The sequence below is a fragment of the Nonomuraea sp. NPDC049709 genome (genome assembly GCF_040674815.1).
In the GTDB taxonomy this organism is placed as follows: domain Bacteria; phylum Actinomycetota; class Actinomycetes; order Streptosporangiales; family Streptosporangiaceae; genus Nonomuraea.
In genome coordinates, this window is the sequence record NZ_JBFANM010000009.1 from 137,137 (window position 1) to 162,474 (window position 25,338).

General features: G+C 71.1%; 28 protein-coding genes. 14 read left to right on the top strand and 14 right to left on the bottom strand.

Going from position 1 to position 25,338, the window contains the following annotated elements; translation table 11 throughout:
• Positions 1-38: 38 nt before the first annotated feature.
• A complete protein-coding gene (locus tag AB0J69_RS11355; protein WP_364115439.1) occupies positions 39-581 on the top strand; it encodes a sigma-70 family RNA polymerase sigma factor in 543 nt (180 codons plus the stop codon).
• Positions 578-1,468: a hypothetical protein gene (locus AB0J69_RS11360; protein ID WP_364115442.1), complete on the top strand. Its 891-nt coding sequence runs from the start codon at positions 578-580 to the stop codon at positions 1,466-1,468. Before AB0J69_RS11355 ends, AB0J69_RS11360 begins: the two co-directional genes overlap by 4 nt.
• Positions 1,469-1,471: 3 nt before the next feature.
• Here AB0J69_RS11360 and AB0J69_RS11365 read toward each other — a convergent pair whose 3' ends face one another.
• Positions 1,472-2,704 (bottom strand): alkyl sulfatase dimerization domain-containing protein, encoded by a 1,233-nt coding sequence (locus tag AB0J69_RS11365; protein WP_364115445.1) that lies wholly within the window; start codon positions 2,702-2,704, stop codon positions 1,472-1,474.
• Positions 2,705-2,787: 83 nt separating this feature from the next.
• Between AB0J69_RS11365 and AB0J69_RS11370 the strand changes: the two genes are divergently transcribed.
• From AB0J69_RS11370 to AB0J69_RS11385, 4 genes are all read left to right on the top strand, one after another.
• Entirely contained in the window at positions 2,788-3,063 is a 276-nt protein-coding gene (locus tag AB0J69_RS11370) for a 4a-hydroxytetrahydrobiopterin dehydratase (RefSeq protein WP_364115448.1), read from the top strand.
• A 93-nt stretch (positions 3,064-3,156) separates the two neighbouring features.
• A complete protein-coding gene (locus AB0J69_RS11375) occupies positions 3,157-3,708 on the top strand; it encodes a hypothetical protein (RefSeq protein ID WP_364115451.1) in 552 nt (183 codons plus the stop codon).
• Between the two features lie 60 nt (positions 3,709-3,768).
• A complete protein-coding gene (locus tag AB0J69_RS11380; RefSeq protein ID WP_364115453.1) occupies positions 3,769-4,878 on the top strand; it encodes a low temperature requirement protein A in 1,110 nt (369 codons plus the stop codon).
• Positions 4,875-5,204, top strand: a complete 330-nt coding sequence (locus AB0J69_RS11385) for a nuclear transport factor 2 family protein (RefSeq protein WP_364115455.1) — start codon at positions 4,875-4,877, stop codon at positions 5,202-5,204. Before AB0J69_RS11380 ends, AB0J69_RS11385 begins: the two co-directional genes overlap by 4 nt.
• Here AB0J69_RS11385 and AB0J69_RS11390 read toward each other — a convergent pair.
• The 5 genes from AB0J69_RS11390 to AB0J69_RS11410 all read right to left on the bottom strand — a co-directional run bounded on the left by AB0J69_RS11390 (position 5,197) and on the right by AB0J69_RS11410 (position 10,109).
• Positions 5,197-5,505 carry a hypothetical protein gene (locus tag AB0J69_RS11390; RefSeq protein ID WP_364115458.1) on the bottom strand — a complete coding sequence of 103 codons (309 nt, stop codon included), beginning with the start codon at positions 5,503-5,505 and terminating at the stop codon, positions 5,197-5,199. The genes AB0J69_RS11385 and AB0J69_RS11390 overlap by 8 nt on opposite strands.
• Positions 5,506-5,550: 45 nt before the next feature.
• On the bottom strand, positions 5,551-6,093 hold the full coding sequence (locus tag AB0J69_RS11395) for a MarR family transcriptional regulator (RefSeq protein WP_364115461.1): 543 nt from the start codon (positions 6,091-6,093) through the stop codon (positions 5,551-5,553).
• Positions 6,094-6,195: 102 nt separating this feature from the next.
• Entirely contained in the window at positions 6,196-7,164 is a 969-nt protein-coding gene (locus AB0J69_RS11400) for a pirin family protein (RefSeq protein WP_364115464.1), read from the bottom strand.
• Between the two features lie 66 nt (positions 7,165-7,230).
• Positions 7,231-8,700, bottom strand: coding sequence for an ATP-binding protein (locus tag AB0J69_RS11405; protein WP_364115467.1), 1,470 nt, complete (start codon positions 8,698-8,700; stop codon positions 7,231-7,233).
• A 62-nt stretch (positions 8,701-8,762) separates the two neighbouring features.
• Positions 8,763-10,109, bottom strand: coding sequence for a serine hydrolase (locus AB0J69_RS11410; RefSeq protein ID WP_364115470.1), 1,347 nt, complete (start codon positions 10,107-10,109; stop codon positions 8,763-8,765).
• 161 nt (positions 10,110-10,270) lie between these two features.
• Here AB0J69_RS11410 and AB0J69_RS11415 point away from each other — a divergent pair, with 161 nt between their 5' ends.
• Both AB0J69_RS11415 and AB0J69_RS11420 read left to right on the top strand, forming a co-directional pair.
• Positions 10,271-12,007, top strand: coding sequence for an ATP-binding protein (locus AB0J69_RS11415; protein ID WP_364115473.1), 1,737 nt, complete (start codon positions 10,271-10,273; stop codon positions 12,005-12,007).
• On the top strand, positions 12,000-12,674 hold the full coding sequence (locus AB0J69_RS11420; protein ID WP_364115476.1) for a response regulator transcription factor: 675 nt from the start codon (positions 12,000-12,002) through the stop codon (positions 12,672-12,674). Before AB0J69_RS11415 ends, AB0J69_RS11420 begins: the two co-directional genes overlap by 8 nt.
• A gap of 1 nt (position 12,675) precedes the next feature.
• Here the strand turns inward: AB0J69_RS11420 and AB0J69_RS11425 are convergent, their stop codons facing one another.
• Genes AB0J69_RS11425 through AB0J69_RS11440 form a run of 4 tightly spaced genes read right to left on the bottom strand, consistent with a single transcriptional unit; the run spans position 12,676 to position 15,702 of the window.
• The gene (locus AB0J69_RS11425; protein ID WP_364115479.1) at positions 12,676-13,827 is read right to left on the bottom strand and encodes a DUF418 domain-containing protein; all 1,152 of its coding nucleotides are present in this window, start codon (positions 13,825-13,827) and stop codon (positions 12,676-12,678) included.
• 37 nt (positions 13,828-13,864) lie between these two features.
• Positions 13,865-14,515, bottom strand: coding sequence for a GPP34 family phosphoprotein (locus tag AB0J69_RS11430; protein WP_364115482.1), 651 nt, complete (start codon positions 14,513-14,515; stop codon positions 13,865-13,867).
• A complete protein-coding gene (locus AB0J69_RS11435; RefSeq protein ID WP_364115484.1) occupies positions 14,490-14,747 on the bottom strand; it encodes a hypothetical protein in 258 nt (85 codons plus the stop codon). The genes AB0J69_RS11430 and AB0J69_RS11435 overlap by 26 nt, the downstream gene beginning before the upstream one ends.
• Before the next feature lie 4 nt (positions 14,748-14,751).
• Entirely contained in the window at positions 14,752-15,702 is a 951-nt protein-coding gene (locus AB0J69_RS11440; RefSeq protein ID WP_364115487.1) for an SPFH domain-containing protein, read from the bottom strand.
• Positions 15,703-15,921: 219 nt separating this feature from the next.
• Here AB0J69_RS11440 and AB0J69_RS11445 point away from each other — a divergent pair, with 219 nt between their 5' ends.
• A complete protein-coding gene (locus tag AB0J69_RS11445) occupies positions 15,922-16,602 on the top strand; it encodes a DUF4097 family beta strand repeat-containing protein (protein WP_364115490.1) in 681 nt (226 codons plus the stop codon).
• 134 nt (positions 16,603-16,736) lie between these two features.
• On the opposite strand, the gene AB0J69_RS11450 is transcribed toward AB0J69_RS11445, so the two are convergent.
• From AB0J69_RS11450 to AB0J69_RS11460, 3 genes are all read right to left on the bottom strand, one after another.
• Positions 16,737-17,285 carry a hypothetical protein gene (locus tag AB0J69_RS11450; protein ID WP_364115493.1) on the bottom strand — a complete coding sequence of 183 codons (549 nt, stop codon included), beginning with the start codon at positions 17,283-17,285 and terminating at the stop codon, positions 16,737-16,739.
• 45 nt (positions 17,286-17,330) lie between these two features.
• Positions 17,331-18,095 carry a MerR family transcriptional regulator gene (locus AB0J69_RS11455; RefSeq protein ID WP_364115495.1) on the bottom strand — a complete coding sequence of 255 codons (765 nt, stop codon included), beginning with the start codon at positions 18,093-18,095 and terminating at the stop codon, positions 17,331-17,333.
• Between the two features lie 93 nt (positions 18,096-18,188).
• Positions 18,189-19,010, bottom strand: coding sequence for a fused MFS/spermidine synthase (locus AB0J69_RS11460; protein ID WP_364115702.1), 822 nt, complete (start codon positions 19,008-19,010; stop codon positions 18,189-18,191).
• A gap of 123 nt (positions 19,011-19,133) precedes the next feature.
• On the opposite strand from AB0J69_RS11460, the gene AB0J69_RS11465 reads away from it, so the two are divergent.
• The 4 genes from AB0J69_RS11465 (at position 19,134) to lat (ending at position 23,240) form a co-directional block, all read left to right on the top strand.
• A complete protein-coding gene (locus tag AB0J69_RS11465; RefSeq protein ID WP_364115498.1) occupies positions 19,134-20,594 on the top strand; it encodes a penicillin-binding transpeptidase domain-containing protein in 1,461 nt (486 codons plus the stop codon).
• A 54-nt stretch (positions 20,595-20,648) separates the two neighbouring features.
• Positions 20,649-21,296 carry a hemolysin III family protein gene (locus tag AB0J69_RS11470; protein ID WP_364115501.1) on the top strand — a complete coding sequence of 216 codons (648 nt, stop codon included), beginning with the start codon at positions 20,649-20,651 and terminating at the stop codon, positions 21,294-21,296.
• 69 nt (positions 21,297-21,365) lie between these two features.
• Entirely contained in the window at positions 21,366-21,908 is a 543-nt protein-coding gene (locus tag AB0J69_RS11475; RefSeq protein WP_364115504.1) for an HdeD family acid-resistance protein, read from the top strand.
• Between the two features lie 63 nt (positions 21,909-21,971).
• On the top strand, positions 21,972-23,240 hold the full coding sequence (gene lat, locus AB0J69_RS11480; RefSeq protein ID WP_364115507.1) for an L-lysine 6-transaminase: 1,269 nt from the start codon (positions 21,972-21,974) through the stop codon (positions 23,238-23,240).
• A gap of 3 nt (positions 23,241-23,243) precedes the next feature.
• Here lat and AB0J69_RS11485 read toward each other — a convergent pair whose 3' ends face one another.
• Positions 23,244-24,464: an NAD(P)/FAD-dependent oxidoreductase gene (locus AB0J69_RS11485; RefSeq protein ID WP_364115509.1), complete on the bottom strand. Its 1,221-nt coding sequence runs from the start codon at positions 24,462-24,464 to the stop codon at positions 23,244-23,246.
• 163 nt (positions 24,465-24,627) lie between these two features.
• Here AB0J69_RS11485 and AB0J69_RS11490 point away from each other — a divergent pair, with 163 nt between their 5' ends.
• Complete coding sequence (locus AB0J69_RS11490; RefSeq protein WP_364115512.1) at positions 24,628-25,299, top strand: pyridoxamine 5'-phosphate oxidase family protein; 672 nt, start codon at positions 24,628-24,630, stop codon at positions 25,297-25,299.
• Positions 25,300-25,338: the final 39 nt, after the last annotated feature.

Sequence of the window (25,338 nt, forward strand, 5' to 3'; positions counted from 1 at the left end):
TGCGCTTGAGTGTTGACGCACTCAAGTGAGGAGCCCACGTGGGACTCGATCCCGAAAGCCGGTTCGAGGAGATCTACGGATCCTCGTACCGGCCGCTGCTCGGGTACGCGTTGCGCCGCTGTCCCGATCCGGACGACGCGGCCGACGTGGTGGCCGAGACCTTCATGATCGCCTGGCGCCGGGTCGAGGAGATCCCCGAGGGGGACGAGGCCAGGCTGTGGCTCTTCGGCGTGGCCAGGAAGGTGCTGGCCAACCAGCGGCGCGGCGAGCGGCGGCACGAGCGGCGCACCGCCGCCCTGCGCGCGCAGCTCGCCGCCGCGCCGCTCGTCGCCCGGCCGCCCGGTGAGGACCTCTCCCAGATGGGGCGGGTGTTCCGCGCCCTGCCCGAGAGTGACAGGGAGCTGCTCGCGCTGGTCGCATGGGAGCAACTGGACCCGCGCCAGATCGCCAAGGTCCTCGGCGTCTCCGCCAACACCGTGCGGGTCAGGCTCTACCGCGCCCGCAGGCGCTTCGCCCGGGGCCTGGCCGAGGCCGGGATCGAGCACTCGCGCGCCGTCGCCGTCGAAGGGAGCAACCTGTGAACATCGCCGATCTCGCACGCGTGCGCGACGAGGACCTGGCCGGGGAACCCCTGGGGCAGGCATCCGGGGCGGGCGCGCGGGCGCTGCTGGAGTCGATCATGGCCGAGGCGCGCGAGCCCGTACGCCGGCGCTTGCCCGTGCGGCGCCTGGCTGCGCTCGGCGTGGTGGCCGCCGGGCTGGCCGCCGCCCTCGTCGTGTGGACCCCGTTCGTCGGCCCCGCCACCCAGTACGCCAACGCCGCCGTCTCTCTCAGGGCCGGCGACGACTTCATCGAGGTCACCATCAACGATCCCGAGGCCGAGGCCGCGAAGTTCACCGAGGCGTTCCGCGCGGTCGGTCTGGACGCGGAGGTGAAGAAGGCCCCCGTGGCACCGCAGGACGTGGGCAAGCTGATCGGCCCCGCGCTCATGGACGGGAAGTTCCCGGCCGGCACGGGTGTGACGATCAGCACGCGGATGGAGGGTTGCGGCTCCGCCTGGTGCGGCAAGATCTCCATGCCGGTCGGCGTCACCGGGAAGATCGTCTTCGGCATCGGCAGGCCCGCCGCGCCAGGGGAGCTCTACGCCACGCCGATCCAGGTCGACGTCGACCCGGGCGGCGGGGTGATCGAGGGGTACCAGGCCCGCGGCAAGCCGGTCGCCGACGTCAGAGCCGCCATGGAGCGGGCCGGGATGAAGATCCATTACCTGGTGATGTGGAGCAACCCGGACGGCAGTGGCAGCGGATACAACGTAGACGTTGCCCACGTCAAGGACGACTGGGTCGTCGAGCACGTGCAGCGCATCGCGTCCGACGCCGTCACGCTCACCATCGACGTCCCCGCCGACGTGCCCAAGGACTCACTGCCCATGATCCAGCCACCGCTGCCCGACTGGTGGAAGGACTGACCCTCACGAACGCCGCTCGGACTCCGAGGCGGCCCAGGTGAAGACGCCCTTCGCCATGAGGGAGAGCTCGTTCGCCGCCCTGGCGGAGAAGACCGCCGCGCGTACGCGGTGCACGCCCGGGTCGTCCGGGGCCGCCAGGGCGGCCATCTCCGCGAGGTGCCCCGCCAGCCGCTCGTCCCCGTCGGAAAGGGCCTTGAGCGCGGCGTCCGCGAGGGCCGCCGGGCCGCCCGCGAGCTCGGCCACCGATCTCGCCAGCACGGCGTCGGGGGCGGGTTTGAGGTTGGCCGGGTTGCCGTCGTACCAGCCGCCGTAGAGCCGCCACAGGTTGCGTACGACGAACTCCGGCTCGTCGTAGCGGGCCCGCAGGTAGGGCCGGTCGGAGAGGTGGGCCGGCGGGCGCACGGCATGGACGATCTCGTCGAGCCGGGCGCCCGCGTTGAGCAGGTCGAGCGTCTGCGTGACGAGCGACTCCAGCCATTCGGCCGTCTCCAGCAGCGCCTGGCGGATGCGGTCGCGGCCGAAGACGGGAGCGCCATGGCTGGGCAGCATGATCTCGGCGTTCATGGCGGCCATCCGCTGCAGCGCGTGCACCCATTCCCGGGGATAGCGCTGCACCTTCTGCGGGTTCCCGCAATTGGGCGTGACCCAGATGAACAGGTCGCCTGGGAGCAGCAGCTCGTGCTCGCGGACGTAGCCGATGGTCGCGTCGTCCGTCTCGCCCTTGGCGTGCAGCAGGTCGAACGTGAGCCCGCCGCGCCGCACGGTCAGCGTGTCGGTGTAGGTGACGTCGGGGTGGCGGTAGGAGGTCGGCCAGCGGAGCTGGGGTGCCTGGAACTGGCGCTGGTTGATCACCGCGTTGTAGCCGTTGGTCAGCAGATATCGCTCGAACCGATCGGCCACCGCTCTGTGGGCGTAGATCGTGGCCCGTGGGCCCGACTCCTCGAACGGTGCCGTCCCGAACACGTGGTCGATGTGCCCGTGCGAGTAGAAGGCGGTGGTCAGCGGCGCCCGCGTCCAGCCGCGTACGTCCTCGTGCAGCCGGGCCGCCGAGAAGGGACTGCTGGTGTCGAACAGCACCAGCTCCCCGTCGGTCTCGAAGGTGATGACATTTCCGAACCCGGACCACCAGCCCAGGCCGTCCGCGATCGTCAGGACGCCCTCGCCCTGCATGCCCGCGTCCACGATGCTGTCGTCCGATTCGCCGTGCCAGACCCGGTCCGCATACTCGACAATCATGTGCCCCACTCTGCTTCTAGAACCTCGTTCTAGGCAAGATGCCCGCCAAGATCGGCTCGGGGCGCTGGCGTAATGTGGGTCCCATGGACGTCGAGAGCAAGCTCAACGACCTGCCCGAGTGGCGGCGTGAGGGCGACGAGATCCGGCGCACGGTCACCGCGCCCGACTTCCCCACCGCCATCCGCATCGTCGACGAGATCGCGGTCAAGGCGGAGGAGCTCAACCACCATCCCGACATCGACATCCGCTGGCGCGCGCTCCACCTGGCCCTCACCACCCATGACCAGGGCGGGCTCACCGACCTCGACTTCACGCTGGCCGCCCTGATCGACGACATCGCGGCGAAACATGGCGCCTAGGACGTGATAACCGTACGTAACAGGCCGGTCACTCGTTAGAGTGGTGCCCTCTCGGAGCCCTCATGCCGGAGGGGCTCGAACCGTGGGGGTCTCATGCGCGTGCCCGCAGTCCTGCTCGTCCTTCTGACCGCGCCCGTCGTGGTGGGCTGCGCGGGGCCGCCCGTCCCGGTCCAGAACGCCAAGACGTCGCCGGACGAGACGGTCAACCTCAACTCCGCCGGGGAGTTCAGCACCGACGACACCGGGGCCATCGCCTACGACCGGAAGCTCGCCCCCCAGGGCTCCCAGGCGAGCGTCACCGTCGAGTCGTCCGGAGGGCAGACACGCACCTCGCTCGTCGTCGAGGGCATGGCGCCCAACCACCACTACGGCGCCCACCTGCACACCAAGCCCTGCGGCAAGAAGCCCGACGAGTCGGGGCCCCACTACCAGCACAACCCCGGCCAGATCGACGCCACCAGCGAGGTCTGGCTCGACTTCACCACCGACGGCGACGGCGCCGGCCGGTCGAGTGCCCGCAACCCGTGGGGGCTGCGCAGCGCCGGCCTGCCGGGCTCGCTCGTGATCCACTCCCAGGGCACCAAGACCTCGGGCCCGGAGGTCGGCACGGCCGGCGAGCGCGTCGCCTGCCTCACCCTGAAATAGGTGTCGCGAGCCCTGCGTAAGGCGGGCATAATTACACAATTACATACTGGAAGGGGCCTCGTGACGAGTCGCCAGTGGCAGCCACCCCGATTACGGCTGTTCGAAGCCGCGCACCGCCGGGCGACCTGGCTGGAGCTCCTGTACGACCTGGTCTTCGTCGTGGCGGTCGCCGAGCTGGCCGCCGTGCTCGCCGAGGGCGCGGGCACGGCCGGGATCCTCACGTTCGTGGGGTTGTTCGTACCGGTCTGGTGGGCCTGGGCGGGATACGTCTTCTACGCCAACCGGTTCGACACCGACGACGTCAGCCACCGGCTCCTCGCGCTGCCGCAGATCCTGGCCGTCGCCTCCATGGCGGCGAGCGTGGGCGACATCGAGCAGCGCTCCGGGCTCTTCGCCGTCTCCTACGCCGCGGCGCGGGTGCTGCTCATCGTCGCCTACGTACGGGCCGGCCGCCACGTGCCCGAGGCCAGGCCGCTGACCGCCCGCTACGCCACCGGGTTCGCCGTGGCCGTGGTCATCTGGCTGGCCTCGCTGGCGGTGGAGCCGCCCCAGCGGTACGCGCTGTGGGCCGTCGCCCTTGTCATCGACCTCGCCACGCCCCTGCTGGCCCGGCGCCACCAGGGCAAGCTGCCACCGCAGACCGAGCACCTGCCCGAACGGTTCGGGCTCTTCGTCGTGATCGTCCTCGGCGAGGTCGTCGCCGCCGTCGTCATCGGTCTCAAGGGCCACGACGTCACGCCGGGGGCGTTGCTCATCGCGCTGGCCGGGGTGGCGATCGCGATGGGCTTCTGGTGGCTCTATTTCGGCCACCTCGACGAGTCCGTCGTGCTGCGTACCCGGCTGGCCGGGCAGGTGTGGGTCTACTCGCACCTGCCGCTGTCGCTCGGCCTGGTGGCGTTCGGGATCGGCATCGAGCACGCGATCGCGCACCCGTCCCGGACGAGCGGGTCGGTGGCGGTGCCCGCGGCGCTCGCGCTGGCCGTGCTCGGAGTGCAGCACCTGTGCTCGCGCGGCCGCCGCGCGGGTGTCATCCGCCTGGCCGCCGCCGCGCTGGTGCTGGCCGCCTCGCTGCTGCCGGTGGTGGTGGCGCTGCCCGCCATCCTGCTGGTCGCCGCGGCACAGGTGGCCTATGACCTGTCCCGTCCGCTCTCCGCAGAAGGTGGCGCATGACCGCCCAGGATGTGTTCGACCGCCAGCTCGCCGCCATCGCCGGCCAGGACCTGGAGGCCCTGCTCGCCCAGTATCACGAGGAGGCCGAGGTCGTCCGCTTCGACCGCGTCGCCCGGGGCCCCGCTGAGATCGGAGAGCTGTTCGCCGCCTATCTCTCCGCGAAGCCCCAGGTCGACGAGATCGTCTCCAGCCGGGTGACCGAGGACGTGATCTTCTACAACGCCCTGATGACCGTCGGGGGGAACCGCGTCGCCACGTACGGCACCCTGGTGCTCAAGGAGGGCCGGATCTGGCGCCAGACCGCCGCCGCCCTCCCGCTCACCTGATCACGGACGCCATCGGCTGCCACGGGGCCGCGTCGAAGATCAGCATGATGGCGGCGATCTTCCCGTCGCGGAGCCGGAAGTGCTCGGCCGTCCGCTGGACGCCGGCGGGCGTCGCCGTGTGCACGTCGTACACGAGCGTCGCCTCCGACTTCCCGTACAGCTCGCTGATCAGCTCCACCTCCGTCACCACCCGCAGGAGTCCGGCCAGCCCCGCCAGGTGGCCGGCGGGGTCGGCGGAGGTGATGAACGGGCTCCGGAACGAGAACCCCGATTCGGCGACCAGCGCCACCGCCCCCGCCACATCCCCCCGGAACCGGGCGTCGTGATAACCCGACGTCTCTGGTGCTCATTCGGCGCTCATCCCTTTCAGGTGCTCGGCCAGCTGTTCCTGATTGGCGGCCAGCCGCAGGCACAGGTGGCGCAACGTCGCCAGCTCGGCTGGCGTGAAGCCCCGGAAGATCGCCGCCATCGCGAGCTGCGACGGCTTCCTGAACGCCTCGATCCAGGACCGCCCCTCGGGCGTGATCAGGGCCCGCACCGAGCGCCGGTCGTTCCGGTCGGGGACCCGGCGCGCCAGCCCGTCGCGTTCGAGGGTGTCCACCAGCCCGGTGACGTTCCTGGGGCTCACGCCCGCCGCCTGGGCCAGCTCGCCGATGCTGGCACCGTCGTCCCCGGCCGAGCTCAGCCGCAGCAGGATGTCCATCGCACCGGAGCTGAGGCCCCGCCCCTCGCTGCCGTGGGACCGCATCCGCTCGACGGCCTGGAAAGCCGTGCGCACGGCGGCCGCCGCCTCGAACGCCGACGTGTCACCACCGCCCGTGAACTCCTTCATGGCCGCCCGGACGTCGGCATCGTAGATCAGCTCATCGTCATCACGTTCCAGCTTCATAATGAAGCTGTACTTTATTACCTACTTCCATAAATAGGAAGAGGCCCGCGCCTGGATGGCGTGGGCCTCTGGGGGAGGAGTGGTGCTGGGGCGCGGGCGGGGTCAGGCGTGGTGGGCGGGGACGGTGCCGAGGCGGCCGGCCTTGAAGTCCTCGAACGCCTGCACCAGCTCGGCCTTGGTGTTCATGACGAACGGCCCGTAGTGCGCCACCGGCTCCCCGATGGGCTCGCCGCCCAGGACGATCACTTCGAGCGGCTCCTTGGCCGCCGAGATCGTGATGGTCTCGGCCGTGGTGGCCAGCCCCGGGCGGTTGCCGAACCCCTCGAACACGGCCAGCTGCCCGCCGTGGAACGGCCGCCGCTCGGCGCCCGCGGTGCCCCGGCCGGACAGCGCGTACGCCAGGGCGTTGAAGTCCTTGCGCCACGGCATGACCAGCCGCGCCCCCGGCGAGACGGTGGCGTGCAGCAGCGTGATCGGCGTCTGGGTGCTGCCCGGGCCGACATTCCCGCCCAGGTCCCCGGCGATGAGCCGGACCAGCGCCCCGCCGTCATGGCTGCTCAGCAGCACGACACTGGATCCCCCGATGTCCTGATATTTCGGGGCGATCATCTTCTTCGACCCCGGCAGGTTCACCCAGAGCTGGATCCCGTGGAACAGCCCGCCCTGCTGCACGAGCCACTCCGGCGGCGCCTCCTTGTGCAGGATCCCGGCCCCGGCGGTCATCCACTGGGTGTCCCCGTTGGTGATCGTCCCACCGCCGCCGTTGGAGTCGAGGTGGTCCATGACCCCGTCGATCATGTAGGTGACGGTCTCGAAGCCCCGGTGCGGGTGCCACGGCGTGCCCTTGGGCTCGCCCGCCGCGTAGTCCACCTCGCCCATCTGGTCCATCATCACGAAGGGGTCCAGGTACTCGGGCTTGATGGCGGCCAGCGCCCGGCGCACGGGGAAGCCCTCGCCCTCGAACCCGCTGGGCGCGGTCTCGACGGCCAGCACCTTGCGCCCTGGCGTCCCGGAAACGGGCTCGGGCAGGCGGGGGAGGGTGAACGGGTTCTCTACGGTGACGGCGGGCATCTCGCGCTCCTTCCAGCGGGTCTGCCCCCCACAACCCGATTTAGTTTTCAACTATTCCGGGCCGGATCAATCTCCGTGGTAAAGCCGTTCGAGATCCACGAGCTGGATCCGGCCACCGCTCTTCCGCGCGGCCTCCCGCAGCGCGGGCATGAAACCGGTGCCGCTGAAGAGGGTGATGACGTTCGGAGCCCGGCCCTGGGCGCGCAGGAGCGTCGCGACCTTCTCCATGCGTTCGAGGTGGGCCAGTCCGATCGTGTCCCCCCACTTCGCCTCGCCGATGGCCAGGACGTTGCCGTCGGCGTCCATCGAGACGAGGTCCACCTCGTGGCCCGTGCGGGCGGCGCTGTCGTGGACGACGCCCGACAGCACCCGCATGGCCATGCCGCCGAGCGTCTCGTCGGCGGCCATGGTGTGGGCCCAGGTCCGGCACATGTACTCGAAAACCGGACCTGCCACGGCGCTGCGGAAGCGCGGCTGAGCGGCCTCCCACAGGCGTTCGGTCCGGCCCGGACGCACCTGCTCGAGTTGGGCGTACACCGGTCTCATGACCGAGTGGTAGAAGCGGACCAGCGGCTCGGTGATGCGGTAGGCCGAGCGGTTCTGCCGGAACGCGTCCGGCTCCACGGTCAGCAGTCCCGCGTCGGCCAACACGGTCAGATGGTGCGAGATGTCCGTCGCCTTGCGCTCGATCCGGCTCGCGATGGAGCCTCGCGTGCAGTTTCCTTCGGCGACCGCGGCGAGCACCGTGTGATAGAGACCGGTGTTCGTGAGCGTCGGATCCTCCGCCAGCAGGGCTCTCACCTCCCTGAAGAGCGGGCTCGCGGGGCTGAGGACATGCTCCGTCACCCAGTCGTCGAAGTCCTCCAGACGCGCCGGCGCCGCGCCGCGCAGGAACTCGGACTTGTACGCGGGTGTTCCGCCCACGATCAGGTAGACGAGCGCCGCGAGCCGCAGGTCGTCCAGCCCCCAGAACTCACGCGCCGCACGATAGTCGAACGTCGGCACGATCAGTTCCAGAGACGCCCGGCCGCGCAGCGGAGCGCTGCCCATGAGGAGGTTGCCCATGAACGAGATCGACGAGCCGCACAGCAGGATCCGCGCCCGGGACTCGATGCGCTCCCTGCGCCGGGGCGACAGCGCCCGCTGGATCAACGATGGCAGTTCCGGCGCCCCGTGCACGAGATAGGGGAACTCGTCGATGACCACGGGCACGGGACGGTCGGTGCCGAGCGAGAGCAGGGCGTCAAGGGCTTCTTCCCAGTGAGCGAAGTGGACCCTCCCCGGTGCGCCGGTATGACGCCCCACGGCGTCGCCGAGTTGCCTGAGCGCCTCCTGCCGCGGCACGGCCTCCGTCGCCGAATAGTAGAAGCCGCCCGTGGCCTCGCACATCGCCTCCAGAAGGAACGTCTTGCCCTGGCGCCGCCGGCCCGAGACGACACCGAGGCTCGCTCCGGGCTCGTCGTCGGAGACGAATCTGGTCAGCTGTGCCCACTCCCACGTGCGGTCGAACATGTCCGTGGGCCTCTGAATCCGCATGACTCGCCTCCTTTTAGGAGCCCAATTATAAGAAGTGGAATCCTAAAAGGCGGGATCGTCGGTCAGGATTCCTTGGTGAGGGTGAAGGCGCCGCGGGCGACGGCGAGTTGCTCCGGTCCCGTCTGCTGCTTGATCGGTGCCTTCGGGTCGATGGCCATCGTGGTGACGACGTACGTCCTGCCCCCCGACGTACGGGCCAGGAAGCTCAGGTCCGACACCCCAGGCTCCGAACCGCCCTTGAACCACACGGTCGGCCACTGGGCCCGGTCCAGCCCGAGCCCCGCGTCGGAGATGGACATGGCCTCGCCGATCCGCGGGTCGCCCAGCTTCACCAGCCCCGCGTAGGCCCGGCAGATGTCGGCGGGGGAGGCGTACCACTCGACCGCGTCCAGGTCGCGCGGCGCCGTCCACATCTCGAACGCCGACAGCGGCGCCTTGGCCACGACCCGGTCCAGGTAGGCGCGCTGCCCGGCGGTCCCCAGCGACAGATACCGCCTGGCGTGGCGCGGATAGTCCACACCCTTGAGGACGAACAGCTCCCTCGTCGTCAGAAGGGGCACGTTGCGCTTGTCGCGGGCGCCCCAGGCCCGCATCGTCCGCTCGACCGCCTTGCGGCCTGCCTTGTGGACCAGCAGGTCGGTGGCCGTGTTGTCGCTGATGGAGATCATCAGCTTGGCGGCCTCCAGGACGGACACCTTGCTGCCGTCAGGGCGGTCCTGGAGCTCGCCGGACGGCAGGCTCTTCAGCTCGGGCGTGATCGTGAGCTCGGTGTCCCAGCCGAACGCGCCGCTCCTGACGCGCTCGGCCACCGCGCCCAGCACGTACAGCTTGAACATGGACCCCAGCGGGCGCACCTGGTCGGCGGCCAGGCCGTGCACCGGGCGGCACCTGCCGTCCGCGGTCAGCTCGGCGGCCAGGAAGCCGGCCTGCGGGGAGGCCGCCCGGAGCCGCTCGTCCGCCTCGGCCCAGCTCCGCGGGGCGGGCGGGCGGAACAGCAGGCCGTCGATCAGCCCCGCGGCGTCCACGCTGAGCAGGACCTCGAACGCCGCGGTGCCCACCACGACGCGGGCGGCCAGCGCGGTGTCCCGCGACTGCAGCAGCCGCTCCAGCCGCATGCCCGTGAAGCCCGCCAGGACCTGGTTGAGCTGCGCGGGCGGGATCTTCCTGAGGAAGTCGGCGGCGAAGTGCCCGGCCAGCTCGCTCTCCGGGATCGGCGTGCGGGCGGTCGCCTCCAGCAGCCAGCCCAGCTGCCGGCCCACCGGTGTGTCGGGGACGCCGGGGGCGGCGGTCGCGGCGGTGGTGGGAGCGGTCGTGGCCTGAACGGGAGCGGGCGCGCTCACGCAGGCCGACATGGTGATCGCCACCGCGGCCGCGGCGAGGAACCGGGCGGGCTTCGACGGAGTGTTCATGGAAGGGCTCCATTCGAGGATCGACTCGTGGCTTCAGCAAATCCCGGGGGGCAAGATCGGGACCACCAAGGGGACCGCCGTTTCTGCGGTGCGGCTGGCCGTAGGAAATATGCGGATAACCTGGTAGACGCCGTCCTGCACGCTCGTCACGATGGGGCCCTATGAGGTTCAGGCTGGTGGCCGGGCCGCTGGCGTTGATCGCGGCCGCCGGCACCGTGAGCGGCGCGCTGCTGGAGAGCGGCCTGCCCGCCCCGGCGACGCAGTGGGCGTACATCGTCCTCGCCCTGCTCCTGCCCGCGCTGGGCTGGCTGCTGGCCGCCAGGCGTCCCGCGCTCCGCTACGGCTGGCTGCTCCTCGCGGCCGGCCTGTGCCTGGGGCTCGGCAGCCTCGGCGCGGGGCTGGGGGTGCGCGGCGCCCCCGATCTCCTCGTCTCGTTCCTCCTGTCCATGTTCGCCGTGTTCTACGGTCTCACCTGGATCTTCGTGCCCCTGCTGTTCCCCGACGGGCAGTTGCCGACGCGGCGCTGGCGGGCGGTGGCGTGGATCTCGGGCATCGCGGTCGCCCTGCATGCCGGGGGATACCTGGTGAGCGGCCTCGGCCCGTACCGGTCGTCCGGGCCGCTGTCCCCGGCGGGTGTGGTCGCGGCGCTCGCGTCGGCAGGCGGGCAGCTCGTCACGTGGGTCATGGCCGCGATCGTGTTCTGCGGGCTCGTGGTGCGCTGGCGGCGCAGCGGCTCCGGCGAGCGCGGGCAGTACGCCTGGATGGTGGGGGGCACGACCGCGACCCTGGCCGGCGGAGTGCTGCTCTCGCTCTTCAACTTCGGCGGGGTGCAGGTCGGGGCGGTCGGGATCCTCGGGGTCCTGGCGGTGGTCGGCTCGCTGCCCGCCGCGATCGGGGTGGCGGTCGTGCGGCACCGGCTGCTCGACCTCCGCGTCGGCATCCGGGGGTCACGCCTGCACCTGGTGTTCGACATCCGGCCGACGGTGGACGAGGTGCTGTCCGACCTCGGTACGGCGCTCGACGACGCCCCCGAGCCGGTGGAGCAGGTGGGCCGGCTGGCCGCCGCGGTGCGGACCGGGCTGGACGTCAGGTGGGCGGCGGTGACGCTCGCGGACGGCACGCGCGTGGTCTCGGGCCGGGAGGAGGGGCGGGCGGTGCTGGAGATGCCGGTACGCGGCGGCCTCGGGCGCATCGAGTGCGGCCCCAGGGACGCCGGCCCGCTGACCCGCGTGGACCGGCGCCTGCTGGAGGCGCTGGCCGTGCCGGCCGGGCTGGCCATCCAGAGCGCCGGCCTGGTCAGCCGCCTGGTCAACGCCCAGGAGGCCGAGCGCCGCCGTATCGAGCGCAACATCCACGACGGCGTGCAGCAGCAGCTCGTCGCCCTCATCGCCGGCCTCGAACTCGCCCGGGCCACGGGCGCGGGCCCCGACATGCTGGCCCATCTGCGCGAGCAGGCCCGCCAGACGCTCGCCGACCTGCGCGAGCTGGCGGCCGGCATCCACCCGTCCTCGCTCAGCCAGGGAGGTCTGGTGGAGGCTGTGGAGGAGCGCTGCTCCCGCCTGCCCGTGCGCACGACGGTGACCTCGCCCCCGCCGCTGCGCGCCAGGCGGTTCGCCGACCAGGTCGAGGGCGCGATGTACTTCACCGTGAGCGAGGCGGTCGCGAACGCGCTCAAGCACGCGGGCGCGGCGACCATAGAGGTACGCCTGTCGCAGGAGGACGGTCGCCTGCGCGCGACGGTCGCCGACGACGGCAAGGGCTTCGACCCCGGCGCTGCGGCCCGCAGGGGACTGGCCACGCTCGCCGACCGCCTGGACGCGCTCGGCGGTGGCCTGACGGTGGACAGCGAGCCGGGGAAGGGGACACGGGTGAACGCGTGGGTGCCGGTCGATGGGTGAGCGGATCCGTACGGTGGTGGCCGACGACCACTACCTGGTGCGCGAGGGCACCCGGCAACTGCTGGAGACGTCGGGCGAGGTCACGGTCGTGGGCGCGGTGGGCAACGCCGACGAGCTCCTGGACGCCGTACGCCGGCTCGGCCCCGACGTCGTGATCACCGACATCCGGATGCCCGGAGGGGCGTGGCGGCAGGGCTTCGAGGGCATCGACGCGGCCCACCGCATCCGCTCCGCGCACCCGCGGGTCGGGGTGGTCGTGCTGTCGCAGTTCGCGGACGCGCTGTTCGCGTTCGAGCTGTTCAAGCACGGCACCGAGGGCTACGCGTACCTGCTCAAGGACCGGGTGGGGGATCTGGACGAGCTGCTCGGGGCGATCAGGGCGGTGGCATCGGGCGGCTCGGTCATCGACCCGAAGGTGGTCGAGGGCCTGCTCGCCCGGCGCGACGTGCGGGGACAGCGGGAGGCGCTGACCGCCCGTGAGCGGGACGTGCTGCGGGAGATGGCCCACGGCCGGTCGAACTCCGGCATCGCGCGCGCCCTGCACCTGTCGATCTCGTCGGTGGAGAAGAACGTGAACGCCATCTTCACCAAGCTCGGCCTGGAGAACAGCGGCGACGTGCACCGGCGGGTCGCCGCGGTCCTGGCCTACCTCGGGCCGGAGCCGTGACTCAGCGGTAGGCCAGGCGGCGCAGCAGGATCTCGGCCGGGCCCCGGTGACCGACGCGCCGCATCAGGTCGGCGAGGTAGAGCGAGACCAGCCACGTGCCCGCCGCCACGGCCGTGGCGCCCGCGAGGCCGAGCTCGTCCTCCAGCCCCAGGCCGAAGGGGTAGAAGATCAGGACGAACGCGGCGGACTGGAAGAGGTACAGGCTCATCGAGCGCCGGCCGAGGGCCTCGACCATCGTGGTGAGCCGGTTGCGGCGGCGGGCGGCCCCGATCGCGACCAGGGCGACGAGGCCCGCCATGCCGATGCCCCCGGCGTAGCCGGTGAGGGGTTGCGCCAGCACCGCCGCCCACAGCGCCGCCTGCGACGGCTCGGCCCACGCGCCGGTCTGGATGAGGGCCGCCGGGACGCTGCCGGCGACGGACACGGCCGTGGTGATCGCCGTGGCGCGGATCAGGAACCCCCGATGGCGTGCGGGCTCGTCCAGGAAGCGGCGCCGCGCCGCCCACATCCCCAGCACCACCCCGGGGATGACCGCGACGACGGCCACGACCAGGCCGAAGGGCCAGGCGATCAGCCGCTCGGGGAGCAGCTCCCAGAAGCCCCGGCCGCCGGCTGCGACGGTTCCCGCGGTGTAGGTGGAGATGTCCCGCCCCAGCGCGAACCACATGCCGGCCCCGACGATGAGCGTGGCGGGCACCAGGGTGAGCCCCGCCGTCCACAACAGGCTCGCGTCCCCGCGCCGCAGCAGGCCGACCAGCAGGACGGCGGCGAGCCCGTACACGCCGAGGATGTCGATCGGGACCAGCACCACCGTGTGGACGATCCCGATCGCGATCAGCCACCAGCCCCGCCGGCGCAGCAGCTTGCGGGCGCTCACCCAGCCGTCGCCCCCCTGCAGCCGCCGGTCGAGCAGTTGCACCAGCGCGTACCCGAACAGGAACGCGAACAGCGGCCGCGCGTGGTTGTTGACGAAGAGAAGGTGGAAGAAGTCCGTGATCGCGTTGGCCGCCGCCGGGCCGCGATCGACGTCGGTCACGAAGAGCGGTGCGTGCGCGAAGGCGATGGCCAGTAACATCGCGCCGCGGGCCAGGTCAGGGGCCAGGGCGCGCTCGGCCGTGCGTGGCCCGGCCGGTGCTTCGATGGACGTGGTCATGTGGTTCCCTCCCCAAGGGTTGCCGTGATTCGTCGGGTCAACCCGCTTCGGCCGCCGCCTTGGCCGCCTGCAGGCTCTTGCGCAACGCGACGGTGATCGGCTCGACGGTTTCGGACAACTGCTGGATCCGGTCCGTGCGCAGCTCCCGGCGGGACTGCACCACCGTCTTGAGCCGGGCCGTCGCGGCCAGTGCGGCCAGGACGCGGACGTCCTGGTCCAGGCGGGCGACCGGCTGGCCGCCGCGGATGGCCCGGCCGACGCGCTCGGCGAGCCTGCGCGACAGGTACGCCTTGCGCGGCGTGATCCGCTCCACCGGGAAGAGCAGGATCCGCCGCCGCTCCACGCGGATCAGCCCGGCGCCCGCCAGCTCGTCGCGGACGACGCCGACCGCCTTGCCGTTGTGCTTCTGCACCCACCGCTGCCAGGAGCGGGCCCGCGGCGAGGCGGAGATCTGCTCCCAGACGATCGCCGGCAGGGTGCCGGAGCCGGCGCCGGGCGGAGCGGTGAGCGCCCGCACCTTGCCTGACTCGTCCGCCAGGTGGCCCGCCAGCAGCAACTCGGCGAGCGCGGCCGCGCGCAGCAGGTAGCCCAGCTCGCCGCGGCCGGTCAGCTTCTCTTTCCGCAGGTCGAAGGCCAGCAGGAAGGCCGACCTCGTCAGCGTCTCATCCGGTGTCACCAGCGTCTCCATCCGCCCGCTCCTCATCCTGATCTTCCTGATCGGAGTCCTCCGGGCCCTTCCTGGGCCGCCCGCGGGGACGCATCCGCCCCACCCCGTCCGGCAGGCGCCCGGCCTCGGAGAGCGCCCTGCGCAGCAGGAACTCGATCTGGGAGTTCGTGCTGCGCAGCTCGTCGGACGCCCACCTGGCCAGCGCGTCGTGCACCACCGGGTCGAGCCGCAACAGGATCTTCTTGCGCTCCACGGTGTTACTGGTAGAGCGTGCCGGCGTTGACCACGGGCTGGGTGTCGCGGTCACCGACCAGCACCACGAGCAGGTTGCTCACCATGGCCGCCTTGCGCTCCTCGTCCAGCTCCACCACGTCGTGCTCGGCGAGCTTGGCCAGGGCCATCTCCACCATGCCGACCGCGCCCTCGACGATCCGCTGCCGGGCCGCCACCACCGCGCCGGCCTGCTGGCGGCGGAGCATCGCGTGGGCGATCTCGGGTGCGTACGCCAGGTGGATGATGCGGGACTCGATGACCTTCACCCCGGCGGAGGACACCCGGGCCCCGATCTCCGCGGACAGCCGCTCGTTGATCTCGTCGGCGTTGTCCCGCAGCGACAGCCTCGGCTCGCCGTGGGCGTCGTACGGGTAACTGCCGGCGATGTGCCGCACGGCCGTCTCGGCCTGGATGGCCACGAACTCCACGAAGTCGTCCACCTCGAAGACCGCCTGCGCGGTGTCGCGCACCTGCCAGACCACCACGGTCGCGATCTGGATCGGATTGCCGTCGGCGTCGTTGACCTTCGTCACGTCCGTCTCGTGGTTGCGGATCCTGGTGGACACCCGCCGGCGCAGCGTGATCGGGTTGACCCACTGGAAGCCGGGGGTGCGCAGGGTGCCGACGTACCGGCCGAGCAACTGCACCACCCTGGCCTCGCCCGGCGCCACCGCCGTGAGCCCGAAGAACATGACGAACCCGATCACGGCCACCAGGCAGCTCGCGAGGAGCACCCACAGCCCGCCCTGCCCGGCCCCCGTGGCGAGCATGACGATCCCGGCGACGATCCCCGCGATCCCGATGAGCTCCAGCGCCGTCGCCACGCTCGCCATCACGAACCCGTTGGCCGCGCGCACCGGGCGCTCGCTCGTGTGCGGCGCGGGCATGTCCACGACGGTGCCCTCAAGCGCGACCCCGCCCGATGTGTTCGTCATCGGCTTCACCCTTCTGTTGTGACTTCACCTTGCTAGCAAAGTGATATCACTTTTTGGGCGGCGCGGGAAGCCCCGTCTTGGTAGGGCTGGCCCCACCAGGGATCGGGGTGTCGGCGGCAATGCCCTTCAGGGCCCGGCTTTCTAGGGTTGTTACATGCCGTCTGCTCGGCACATCCGGATCACACAGAATTGAGCATCATGATGAGGAAGAGAACGGCGATGACCGCGGGTCTTCTCGGGCTCGCGACGGTGCTGACCGGATGCGGCCTCGGCCCCACCGAGCAGGACACCGCGTCGTACGACGTCACCGACAAGGTGACCGGGCTGCACGTCCAAGCCGATTCCGGCACCGTGGAAGTGGTCGAGTCGGATCGCGCGGGCATTCGCGTGACCGAGCGGCTGACCTGGCGCAAGAACAAGCCGGAGACCCGGCACGAGGTGCGCGGGGACACGCTGGAGCTGGGCTTCGACTGCCCCACCACGTGGGGACTGGCCGCCGCGGCCACGTCCTGCGACGTCAGCTACCAGGTGGAGGTGCCCAAGGGCCTTCGCGTCAAGGCGGGCTCCGACTCCGGGGACCTCATGCTGCGGGACCTGTCGGGCGAGCTGGAGGCCACGAGCGACTCCGGGGCCATCGAGGCCAGTGGGCTGACGGGCCGGCAGGTCGTCACGAAGACCGACTCCGGCGACATGACCCTGACCTTCGCCGGGCAGCCCGACAAGGTCACGACCGCCACCGACTCGGGCAGGACCGAGATCCACGTGCCGCAAGGGCCGTACAACATCGTGGCCAAGACCGATTCGGGCAACAAGGACATCAGCGCAGCCGGCGACCCCTCGGCCCGGCGCTCGATCGAGATGTCCAGCGACTCGGGGGACTTCGAGGTCGCCAGCCCCTGACGGCGGGGACGTGGTTCAGGACGGGCGGTGCAGCTCGTGCCCCGTGGTGGCGTCGATGTGGCCGGGTACGGGTTCGTGGCGGTCGCCGACGGACGGGGTGCCGATCGGCTCGAACATCAGGATCGAGGCCCCGGCTACCGAGAGCTCCCGTCGAGCCACCCGGTCGCGGCCACCACCTCCCGTGCGACCTCGACAACGCCCTTCCCGTCCGTCGTCACCTTCACCACCCATCCGGCGGCCTCCCGCTCCAGCAGCCGGGCGCCCCGGGCACTGCGCACCGTCTCCTCCGCCAGCCCCGACCCCCGCTCCCGCGCGCCCAGCCGCGCCGCCACGGTGGCGTCGCCGGCCATGAGGAGCACGCCGACGACCCGCGTACGGCCGCCCATGGCACGGGTGACGAGCTCGCTCTCCAGCACGCTGACCGTGTTCGTGTAGATGAGCCGCCGGTGGCCGAGGGCGGCGTAGTTGGCCCAGACGGCGGCCAGGTTCCGCTCGGTGATCCGGCTCCGGTGCGGATCACCCTCGGGGGCCGGGTGCACCTCGTCGAGGTTGTCGCCCTCGATGAGGCAGTGGGAGACGGACGCGGCCCGCAGCAGCCGCGAGACCTCGTAGCCCGTCGTGGACTTCCCGACCCCGGCCCGGCCTCCGATGAGCAGGACTTCCTGCGTCGCGAACGAGTTCATGCCGACCAGTGTCGCCGCCGGACGGCCGGCGCGCTGCCGTGGGGTTCAGCTCAGCCGGGCGTGTGCGTAGGCGGTCATGGCGTCGCGCATGTACGCGGCCAGACCCTCGGCGATCCGCTCGTAGTTCGCCCGGAACCGCTCCTCCTCGACCTGCATCCCGGCCAGGTGCAGATACTGGGCCACCGTCGGCGTCCACGACTCGGTCAGGTGCCGGTAGTGGACGTCGAGCTCGGCGAGGACTTGCGGGGCGCCGGCAGGGGTGCCGGCCAGCATGTGCTCGGCCATCCGGACCATCCCCGCCGTCGCCTCCCGCTGCATCCGCTCCAGCTCCTGCGGGGTGGAACCGGTCAGGAGGTCCTGCTGCCCGCTCTCCTGCCACTGCTCCGGCCACCGCTCACGAGCGTCGGCGGCGTAGCGGGCACTGTCGAATCCCTCGAACAGGTTCTCCGGCCGGCTGATCCTGGACATCGTCTTCCCTTCGTCGCGCTGAAGTTCGGCGATGGTGCGCTCGACCATGCGGGCGACCCCGTCCAGCCGGTCCCGCTCCGCCAGCAGGCGCCGGTGGTGCTCGCGCAGCGCCGCGACGGGGTCGGTGTGCCGCTCGACGATCCCCTTGATCTCGCTCAGGCCGAGGCCCAGCTCCCGCAGCACGAGGATCTGCTGCAGGCGCAGCAACTGGTGCTCCTCGTAGTAGCGGTAGCCGTTCGCGCCGACCCGTGCGGGCGGGAGCAGCCCGATCTCGTCGTAGTGGCGCAGCGTACGGGACGTCACGCCCGACATCTGGGCCACCTGCGCGATCGACCACTCCATGCCCGGCTCACCCTTCCTCGTCCATCGCCGAGCCGGTGTGTTTCCGGCTCGTTCACGACCGTAGAAGTTGCCGCAACGAGAAGGTCAAGCGCGTCAGCCGAAGACGGCCGGGGGTGGCACCGGGGCCAGGACGGGGTCGCCGTCCTTGATGGGGGCGGCGCCGGCGATGAAGTTCGTCAGCGCCTCCCCGTGTACGCATCGCGCCTGCGTCAGGCCCCCCGCCGCCCTCCGGGACAGCAGGTCGACCGGCAGCTCCGTACGGGAGGCGGCCACGATCAGGTTGCCGAAGCGGCGCCCTCGCATGATGCCCGGCTCCGCCAGCAGGGCCACGTGGCGGAAGGTGCCGGTCACCGTGGCCAGCAGGCGCTTGGCGAAGGCGAGGCCCTTGCCGTCGGCCATGTTGATCAGCAGGGTGCCGTCCGGGCGGAGGATGCGTGCGATGTCCCCCATGTAGTCGGCCGTCGCCAGCTCCACCGGCATCGTCGCCCCCGTGAACGCGTCCAGCACCACCAGGTCGGCCGTGGCGTCCCAGACCTTGGCGGTGCCCTCGCGGCCCCCGGCGACGATGACCTTCAGCCGGGGCACCGATCGCAGGCCGAGCTGCTCGCGTACGAGGTTGACCAGCAGGCCGTCCGGCTCGATCACGATGTGCCGGGAGCCGGGGCGGGTGGCGGAGACGTAGCGGGGGATCGTGCAGGCGCCGCCGCCCACGTGGACACAGCTCAGCGGCCCGTCTGACAAAAGGTCGATCACATCCGCCATGAGTCGTACATACTCAAATTCCAGAAATGTCGGGTCTTGTAGATCTACATACGACTGAGGTACGCCATCCTTGGACAGCACCCAGCCGTCCTGCCTGTCCAGGTCCCGGAGAAGTTCGACCTCGCCGAACGTCACCGGATACAGGCCGGGCATCGGTTCCCGCTGTCCACGTGCCACGTCTGATCCCCTCCTGGGAGAAACCGTATGCGACGACGAAGGCTGATTGTGCTCGTTATCGCACTTGTCGCGGTAGTCGGGGCGGGTGCCTTCGCGTTCATGGCGTCGAACCGGATCAAAGGGAGCGCCTCCCAGACGGCCGCCGCCTATTTCGCCGCCTGGCACAAGGGTGACGTGTCGGCCATGGCGCGGCTGGTCTACCGCGCTCCGGCCGACTTCGTCGTACGGCATCGCCAGCTGAGCGACGAGCTCCACGTCGAGTCCATCCAGCTCACCCCCGGGCAGTTGAGGAGCACGGGGGAGGGGGCCGCCGAGGTGCCGTTCGCGGGGGTGCGGGAGCTCAGCGAGTTCGGGGCGTGGCCGTTCGACAGCACGTTGCGGCTGGGCGTACGCGATCGGGCCTGGAAGGTGCTGTGGGCGCCCGAGACGCTGCACCCGCTGCTCAAGGACGGCGGCACGCTGGAGCTGGCGGAGATCGACGCGTCGGCCGCCGAGCTGGTCACCAGCGAGGGCGACAAGATCCCGAACGACAGCTACGCCGACGCCTACCTCGACCCGCTCAAGCCCGAGTTCGAGCAGGCCAACCACGGCTGGGCGCTGGTGTCCAAGGTGCCCGGCCAGCCCGACAGGCAGCTGATGACCCGCGCGCCCGAGGCGAACGTCGAGCGCACCACCCTGTCGCGGTCGGTGCAGGCGGCGGCCGCACGGGCGCTGGACGGCGTGGAGGACTCCACGATCATCGTCATCCGGCCCAGCACCGGCGAGATCCTCGCGCTGGCCGACCGGCTCAAGGACAACTACAGCGCCGTGCGCGACGTCTTCCCGCCCGGCTCCGTCTTCAAGGTGATCACCGCGGCGGCGCTGCTCAAGGGCGGGCTCGACCCGGCGGCCCCGGTCCCGTGCCCCGGCAGCTACCAGATCCCCTTCCACCGGCCCTTCGTCAACGACGGCGAGGTGGATCGCGGCCCGGTCACCTTCGCCGACGCGTTCGCCCACTCCTGCAACACCACCTTCGTCGAGCAGGCCACCACCAGGATCACCGCGGAGGAGTTACGCCGCACGGCGGACGAGTGGGGGTTCGGCCGGCCCATCGCGACCGGCATCGGCGGGACCTGCGGCACCGTCCCCGACACCGACGACCTGGACATGCTCGCCGCCGACGCCATCGGCCAGGGGGAGGTCGTCGCCACCCCGCTCTGCATGGCCGCGCTCGCCGCCGCCGTGCAGAACGGCACCTGGCGCTCGCCGCGGCTGCTGTCGAAGGAGCAGGTACGCCGGATCGACGGCGTCCCGCACGGCGACGTCGTCATGGACGAGGGGATCGTGGCGGCCCTCAGGGACATGATGACGGCTGTGGTCGACCACGGGACGGCCAGCGACGCGGGGCTACCGGAGGGCGTCTCGGGCAAGACCGGCACGGCCCAGGTGGAGGGCGAGACCTCGCACGGGTGGTTCATCGGGTACCGCGACGACCTGGCGTTCTGCGTGTTCGTGCGGCACGGGGGCTCGGGGCGGTCGGCCGCCGTTCCTGTCGCGGCCCGCTTCCTCAACGGCCTGTGACCTCCGGCGGACCGCATAGGTGACGAAACTCGAACCTACGGTACCGTAGGTTACATGACGACCATCACCGTTAAGCCGAGGCTGCGAGGCTGGTTGCACACTGGAGCACTGCCCGTCACGCTGGTCGCGGGGTTCGTGCTCGTGGCACTCGGCCCCACTTTGCAGGCGCGCGCGGCCTCCGCGATCTACGCCATCACCTCGGCCCTGTTGTTCGGCATCTCCGCCACCTACCACCGGAGCGAGCTCGGTCCCCGGCTGGCGGAGTTCCTGCGCAGGGTCGATCATGCGAACATCTATTTGATCATCGCCGGGACCTACACCCCGTTCGCGCTGCTGGCGCTGGACGGAGTGGCCCGGGTGGCGGTGTTGTCCGTGATCTGGGGCGGCGCCCTGGCCGGGGTGTTGTTCCGGGTGTTCTGGATGAACGCGCCGCGCTGGCTCTACACCGTCCTCTACCTGGCGCTCGGCTGGACGGCGGTCTTCGTCATGCCGCAGCTCCTCGAGGGCGCCGGGGTGGCCGCCGTCGTGCTGGTGGCGGTCGGCGGCGTGTTCTACTCGGCCGGCGCCGTCGTGTACGGCCTGCGCCGCCCTGACCCCTCACCCCGCTGGTTCGGCTTCCACGAGGTCTTCCACGCCTTCACCGTCGCCGCCTACCTGGTGCAGTACATCGCGGTGTCGATCGTGGTCTACTCCCACGGGTGAGTTGCGGATCACCGACATTTGACCCGGTGCTGGTCTGTTTTCGGGTACGTCCCGGAAAGGCAGACCAGCATGGGAGAAATCTCTCGATCGTGGTGGCTGCTGCTCATACGCGGGCTGGCGGCCGTCGTCTTCGGAATCCTGGCACTCATCTGGCCTAAGATCACGCTGCTGGTCCTGGTGGCCTTCTTCGGCGCGTACGCCCTCGTCAGCGGCGTGTTCGAGCTGCTCGCCGGGTTCCGGCACGGGGCACGGTCGAGAACCTGGCTCATCATTTCCGGAATTCTCGGGATCGTGGCCGGGATCGTGGCCCTCGTCTGGCCCGGCATCACCTCCCTCGCCCTGCTCTACCTGGTGGCCTTCTGGGCCGTCGTCACCGGCGTGTCCGAGATCGTGGCCGGCGTGCAGCTTCGCAAGGTCATCGACAACGAGTGGATGTTCATCGTCGGCGGAGCCCTGTCGGTGATCTTCGGCATCCTGCTGCTCGTCTGGCCGGGCGCGGGCCTGCTCAGCCTCGTCTGGCTGATCGGCGTCTTCGCGATCCTGTACGGCATCGCCATGATCGCCCTGTCGCTACGCGTGAAGAACTTCACTCCAGGGGCAGAGGTGCCGTAAATTTTGTATATATACCGGCGTTCTTCAGAAGGAACGTCAGGCAAGACCCGCTGTGGAGGCGCCATGGACGTACACACCCGCCTTGCCCGCCACCTGCTCGTCGACGGATACCGCCTCGTGCTCGATCTCGAGCTCAGCCGCGGCTCCTGGCTCGTCGACGCCCGAAACGGCCGCCGATATCTGGACTTCTACACCTTCTTCGCCTCGGCCCCGCTCGGTGTGAACCCGCCCTTCGACCCCGACTTCACCCAGTTGCTCGGCCAGGTCGCCCGCAACAAGCCGGCCAACCCCGACATCTACACCGAGCACCTGGCGGACTTCGTCGACACCTTCGCCCGCGTGCTCGGCGACCCCGAGCTGCCGCACCTGTTCTTCGTCGAGGGCGGCGCCCTGGCCGTCGAGAACGCGCTCAAGACCGCCTTCGACTGGAAGAGCCGCCGCAACGAGGCCGCGGGCAGGTCACGCGACCTGGGCACCAAGGTCATGCACCTCACCAAGGCCTTCCACGGCCGCAGCGGCTACACGCTCAGCCTGACCAACACCGAGCCGGGCAAGACCGACCGCTTCCCCAAGTTCGACTGGCCGCGGATCGACGTGCCCGCCGTGCACTTCGGCGACGTCGAGGCCGCCGAGGAGCGCGCGCTGGCCCAGGCGCGGGAGGCGTTCGAGCGCCACCCGCACGACATCGCCTGCTTCATCGCCGAGCCCATCCAGGGGGAGGGCGGCGACAACCACATGCGCCCCGAGTTCCTGCAGGCCATGCAGAACCTGTGCCACCAGCACGACGCCCTGTTCATCCTGGACGAGGTGCAGACCGGCGGCGGCACGACGGGGACGCCGTGGGCGTACCAGCAGCTGGGGCTGGCCCCCGACGTGGTGGCGTTCGCCAAGAAGGTCCAGGTGGGCGGGATCATGGCGGGGCGCCGGGTGGACCAGGTGCCGGACAACGTGTTCCAGCAGAGCGGCCGGATCAACTCGACGTGGGGCGGCGGCCTGGTGGACATGGTGCGCAGCCGGGGCATCCTGGAGATCATCGAGCGCGACGGGCTGATCAACCGCGCCGGCACCGTGGGCGGCGTGCTGCTCGAGCGCCTCACGAAGCTGGAGGCCGAGCGCCCCGAGGCCATCGCGAACGTACGGGGTCGCGGCCTGATGTGCGCCTTCGACCTGCCCGACCAGGCGGCCCGCGACGCCCTGGTGACCCGGCTCAGGGAGGACCACCAGGTCTTGGTGCTGCCCTGCGGGCCCAGGTCCGTACGCCTGCGCCCGGCCCTGAACATCCCCGAGGCCGACATCGACCACGGCCTGGCGGCGCTCTCCGCGGCGCTGTGAGGTCTACTGCGTGACGCTGGCCCTGCTGCGGTGGGGCCCGGCGTACCGCCAGAAGAAGTTGAGCAGCACGCTGACCCGGTTGCGCCCGCCCAGCAGGTACGCCACGTGCACGAAGATCCACACCAGCCAGGCGGGCAGCCCGCGCATCGTCAGCCCGTGCGACAGCTGGAGCACCGCCTCCGCCTTGCCCACCGTCGCCATGATCCCCGGATCGCGGTACGAGAACGGGCGCACCGGCCGCCCCTGGACCGCCGCCGCGATCTGCCGCCCCACGTGCTTGCCCATCTGGATCGCCGGCTGGGCGAGCTGCGGCAGCGGGACGGGCGGCCCGGCCAGGTCGCCGGCCACGAAGATCTCCGGGTGCTCGGGCACGTTCAGCGCCTCGGTGAGCGTGATCCGGCCGCCCTTGCCCTGCGGCAGGCCCCAGGCCCCCACCTCCGGGGGCGCGGTGACGCCCAGCGCCCACACGGTCACGTCGCTCGGCAGCCGCGTGCCGTCCTCCAGCACCACCGCGTCCGGCTCCACGGCGGCCACCGTGGAGCCCAGCCGCAGGTGTACGCCCCTCCTGGCCAGCGCCTCGGCCGCCGAGTCCCGCAGCCGCGGTTTGTACGGCGCCAGCACGAAGTCGAACCGCTCGACCAGCGTCACGCTCGTCTGGTCGGGCCGCACCTCGGGATGCGTCAGCGGGATCGTGTACCGGCGCAGCTCCGCCAGCGTGCCCGCCATCTCCACCCCGGTCGCCCCGGCGCCCACCACCACGACGTGGGTGCTCTTCCGCCGCCCGGCCGCCGTGTCCTCCAGGTAGTGCTGCATCTGCCGGCGCAGCCGCGCCGCGTCGGCGAGCGAGTAGATCGGCAGCGAGTTCTCCCGCGAGCCCGCCACGTTGAGCCAGTTGGTGGTGACGCCGGTGGCCAGCACCAGGTAGTCGTAGTCGAGCCCGGTGCCGTCGTCGAACTCCACCCGCCGCTCCTCCGGCAGCACCTTGCTCAGCGCGGCCCGCCGGGCCCGCACGTTCGGCCATCTGGCGGCGAAGGTCCGGATCGGGTAGGACACGTCGGAGGTGCCCATCCCGGCCGTGGCGACCTGGTAGAGGAGCGGCTGGAACGTCGCGTACGGGTGGCGGTCGACGAGCGTCACCAGCGCCCCGCTCTTGGCCAGCTCCCGCGTCGCGGCCAGCCCGGCGAAACCCGCTCCGACGACCACGACCCGCGCTCTCTTCACCATGCCAGTCTCCTTCCCCCACAAGGGCGTCATGGATGCCTATGGCACCGCCAGCATCTCTTAAACCCCACCGGCCGCGAAGCGCCCGAAAAGGCCGGGTCCCGCATGCGGGGGCGAAACGCGGTTACGTTGACCCGGGAGAGGAGCCCGCGAGAGGAACCGCCGCATGTCTCAGCAAGTGACCACCATCGAACGCCTCGGCCGCCGGATCGCGCAGCGGCGCGACGCGCTGGGCCTCACCCGCGAGGACCTGGCGGAACGATCCGGCCTCGAGGCCGGCTACGTCGCCTACATCGAGGGGGAGCCGGGCCCGTCGGTGCGCGAGGCGCTCACCAGGCTCGCCGAGGCGCTGGACACGACCATGGAGGACCTGCTCGGAGAGGTGGCCGACACGCCCGCCGGGGCCGGCCCCGCCGCCGCGCACCCCGAGCTGGTCGCGCTGGACGAGGGAGAGTGCCTGCGCCTGCTGGAGCCCGGAGGCGTCGGCAGGATCGCCTTCGAGGGCCGCTACGGGCCCACCGTGCTGCCGGTGAACTTCCGGCTGAGCGAGGGGGCCATCGTCTTCCGCACCGCCCCGGGCGGCACCACCGACCAGGACCTGCGTACGGGGATGCAGGACGTCGAGTACATGGTGGCCTTCGAGGTGGACCGGATCGAGGAGCTGACGCGCGGCGGGTGGAGCGTGCTCGTCCAGGGGTCGCTGCACCACGTCACCGAGGAGGAGGAGCGCGCGACGGCGGCCGCCACCGACGTGGAGCCCTGGGCGGGAGGGGAGCGTCAGCAGTACCTCAAGATCATCCCGTGCCGCCTGACCGGCCGCCGCATCCACCCCGGCTGAGCGTACGCGGGAGGGCCTTCCCGCCGCCGGCGAGAAGGC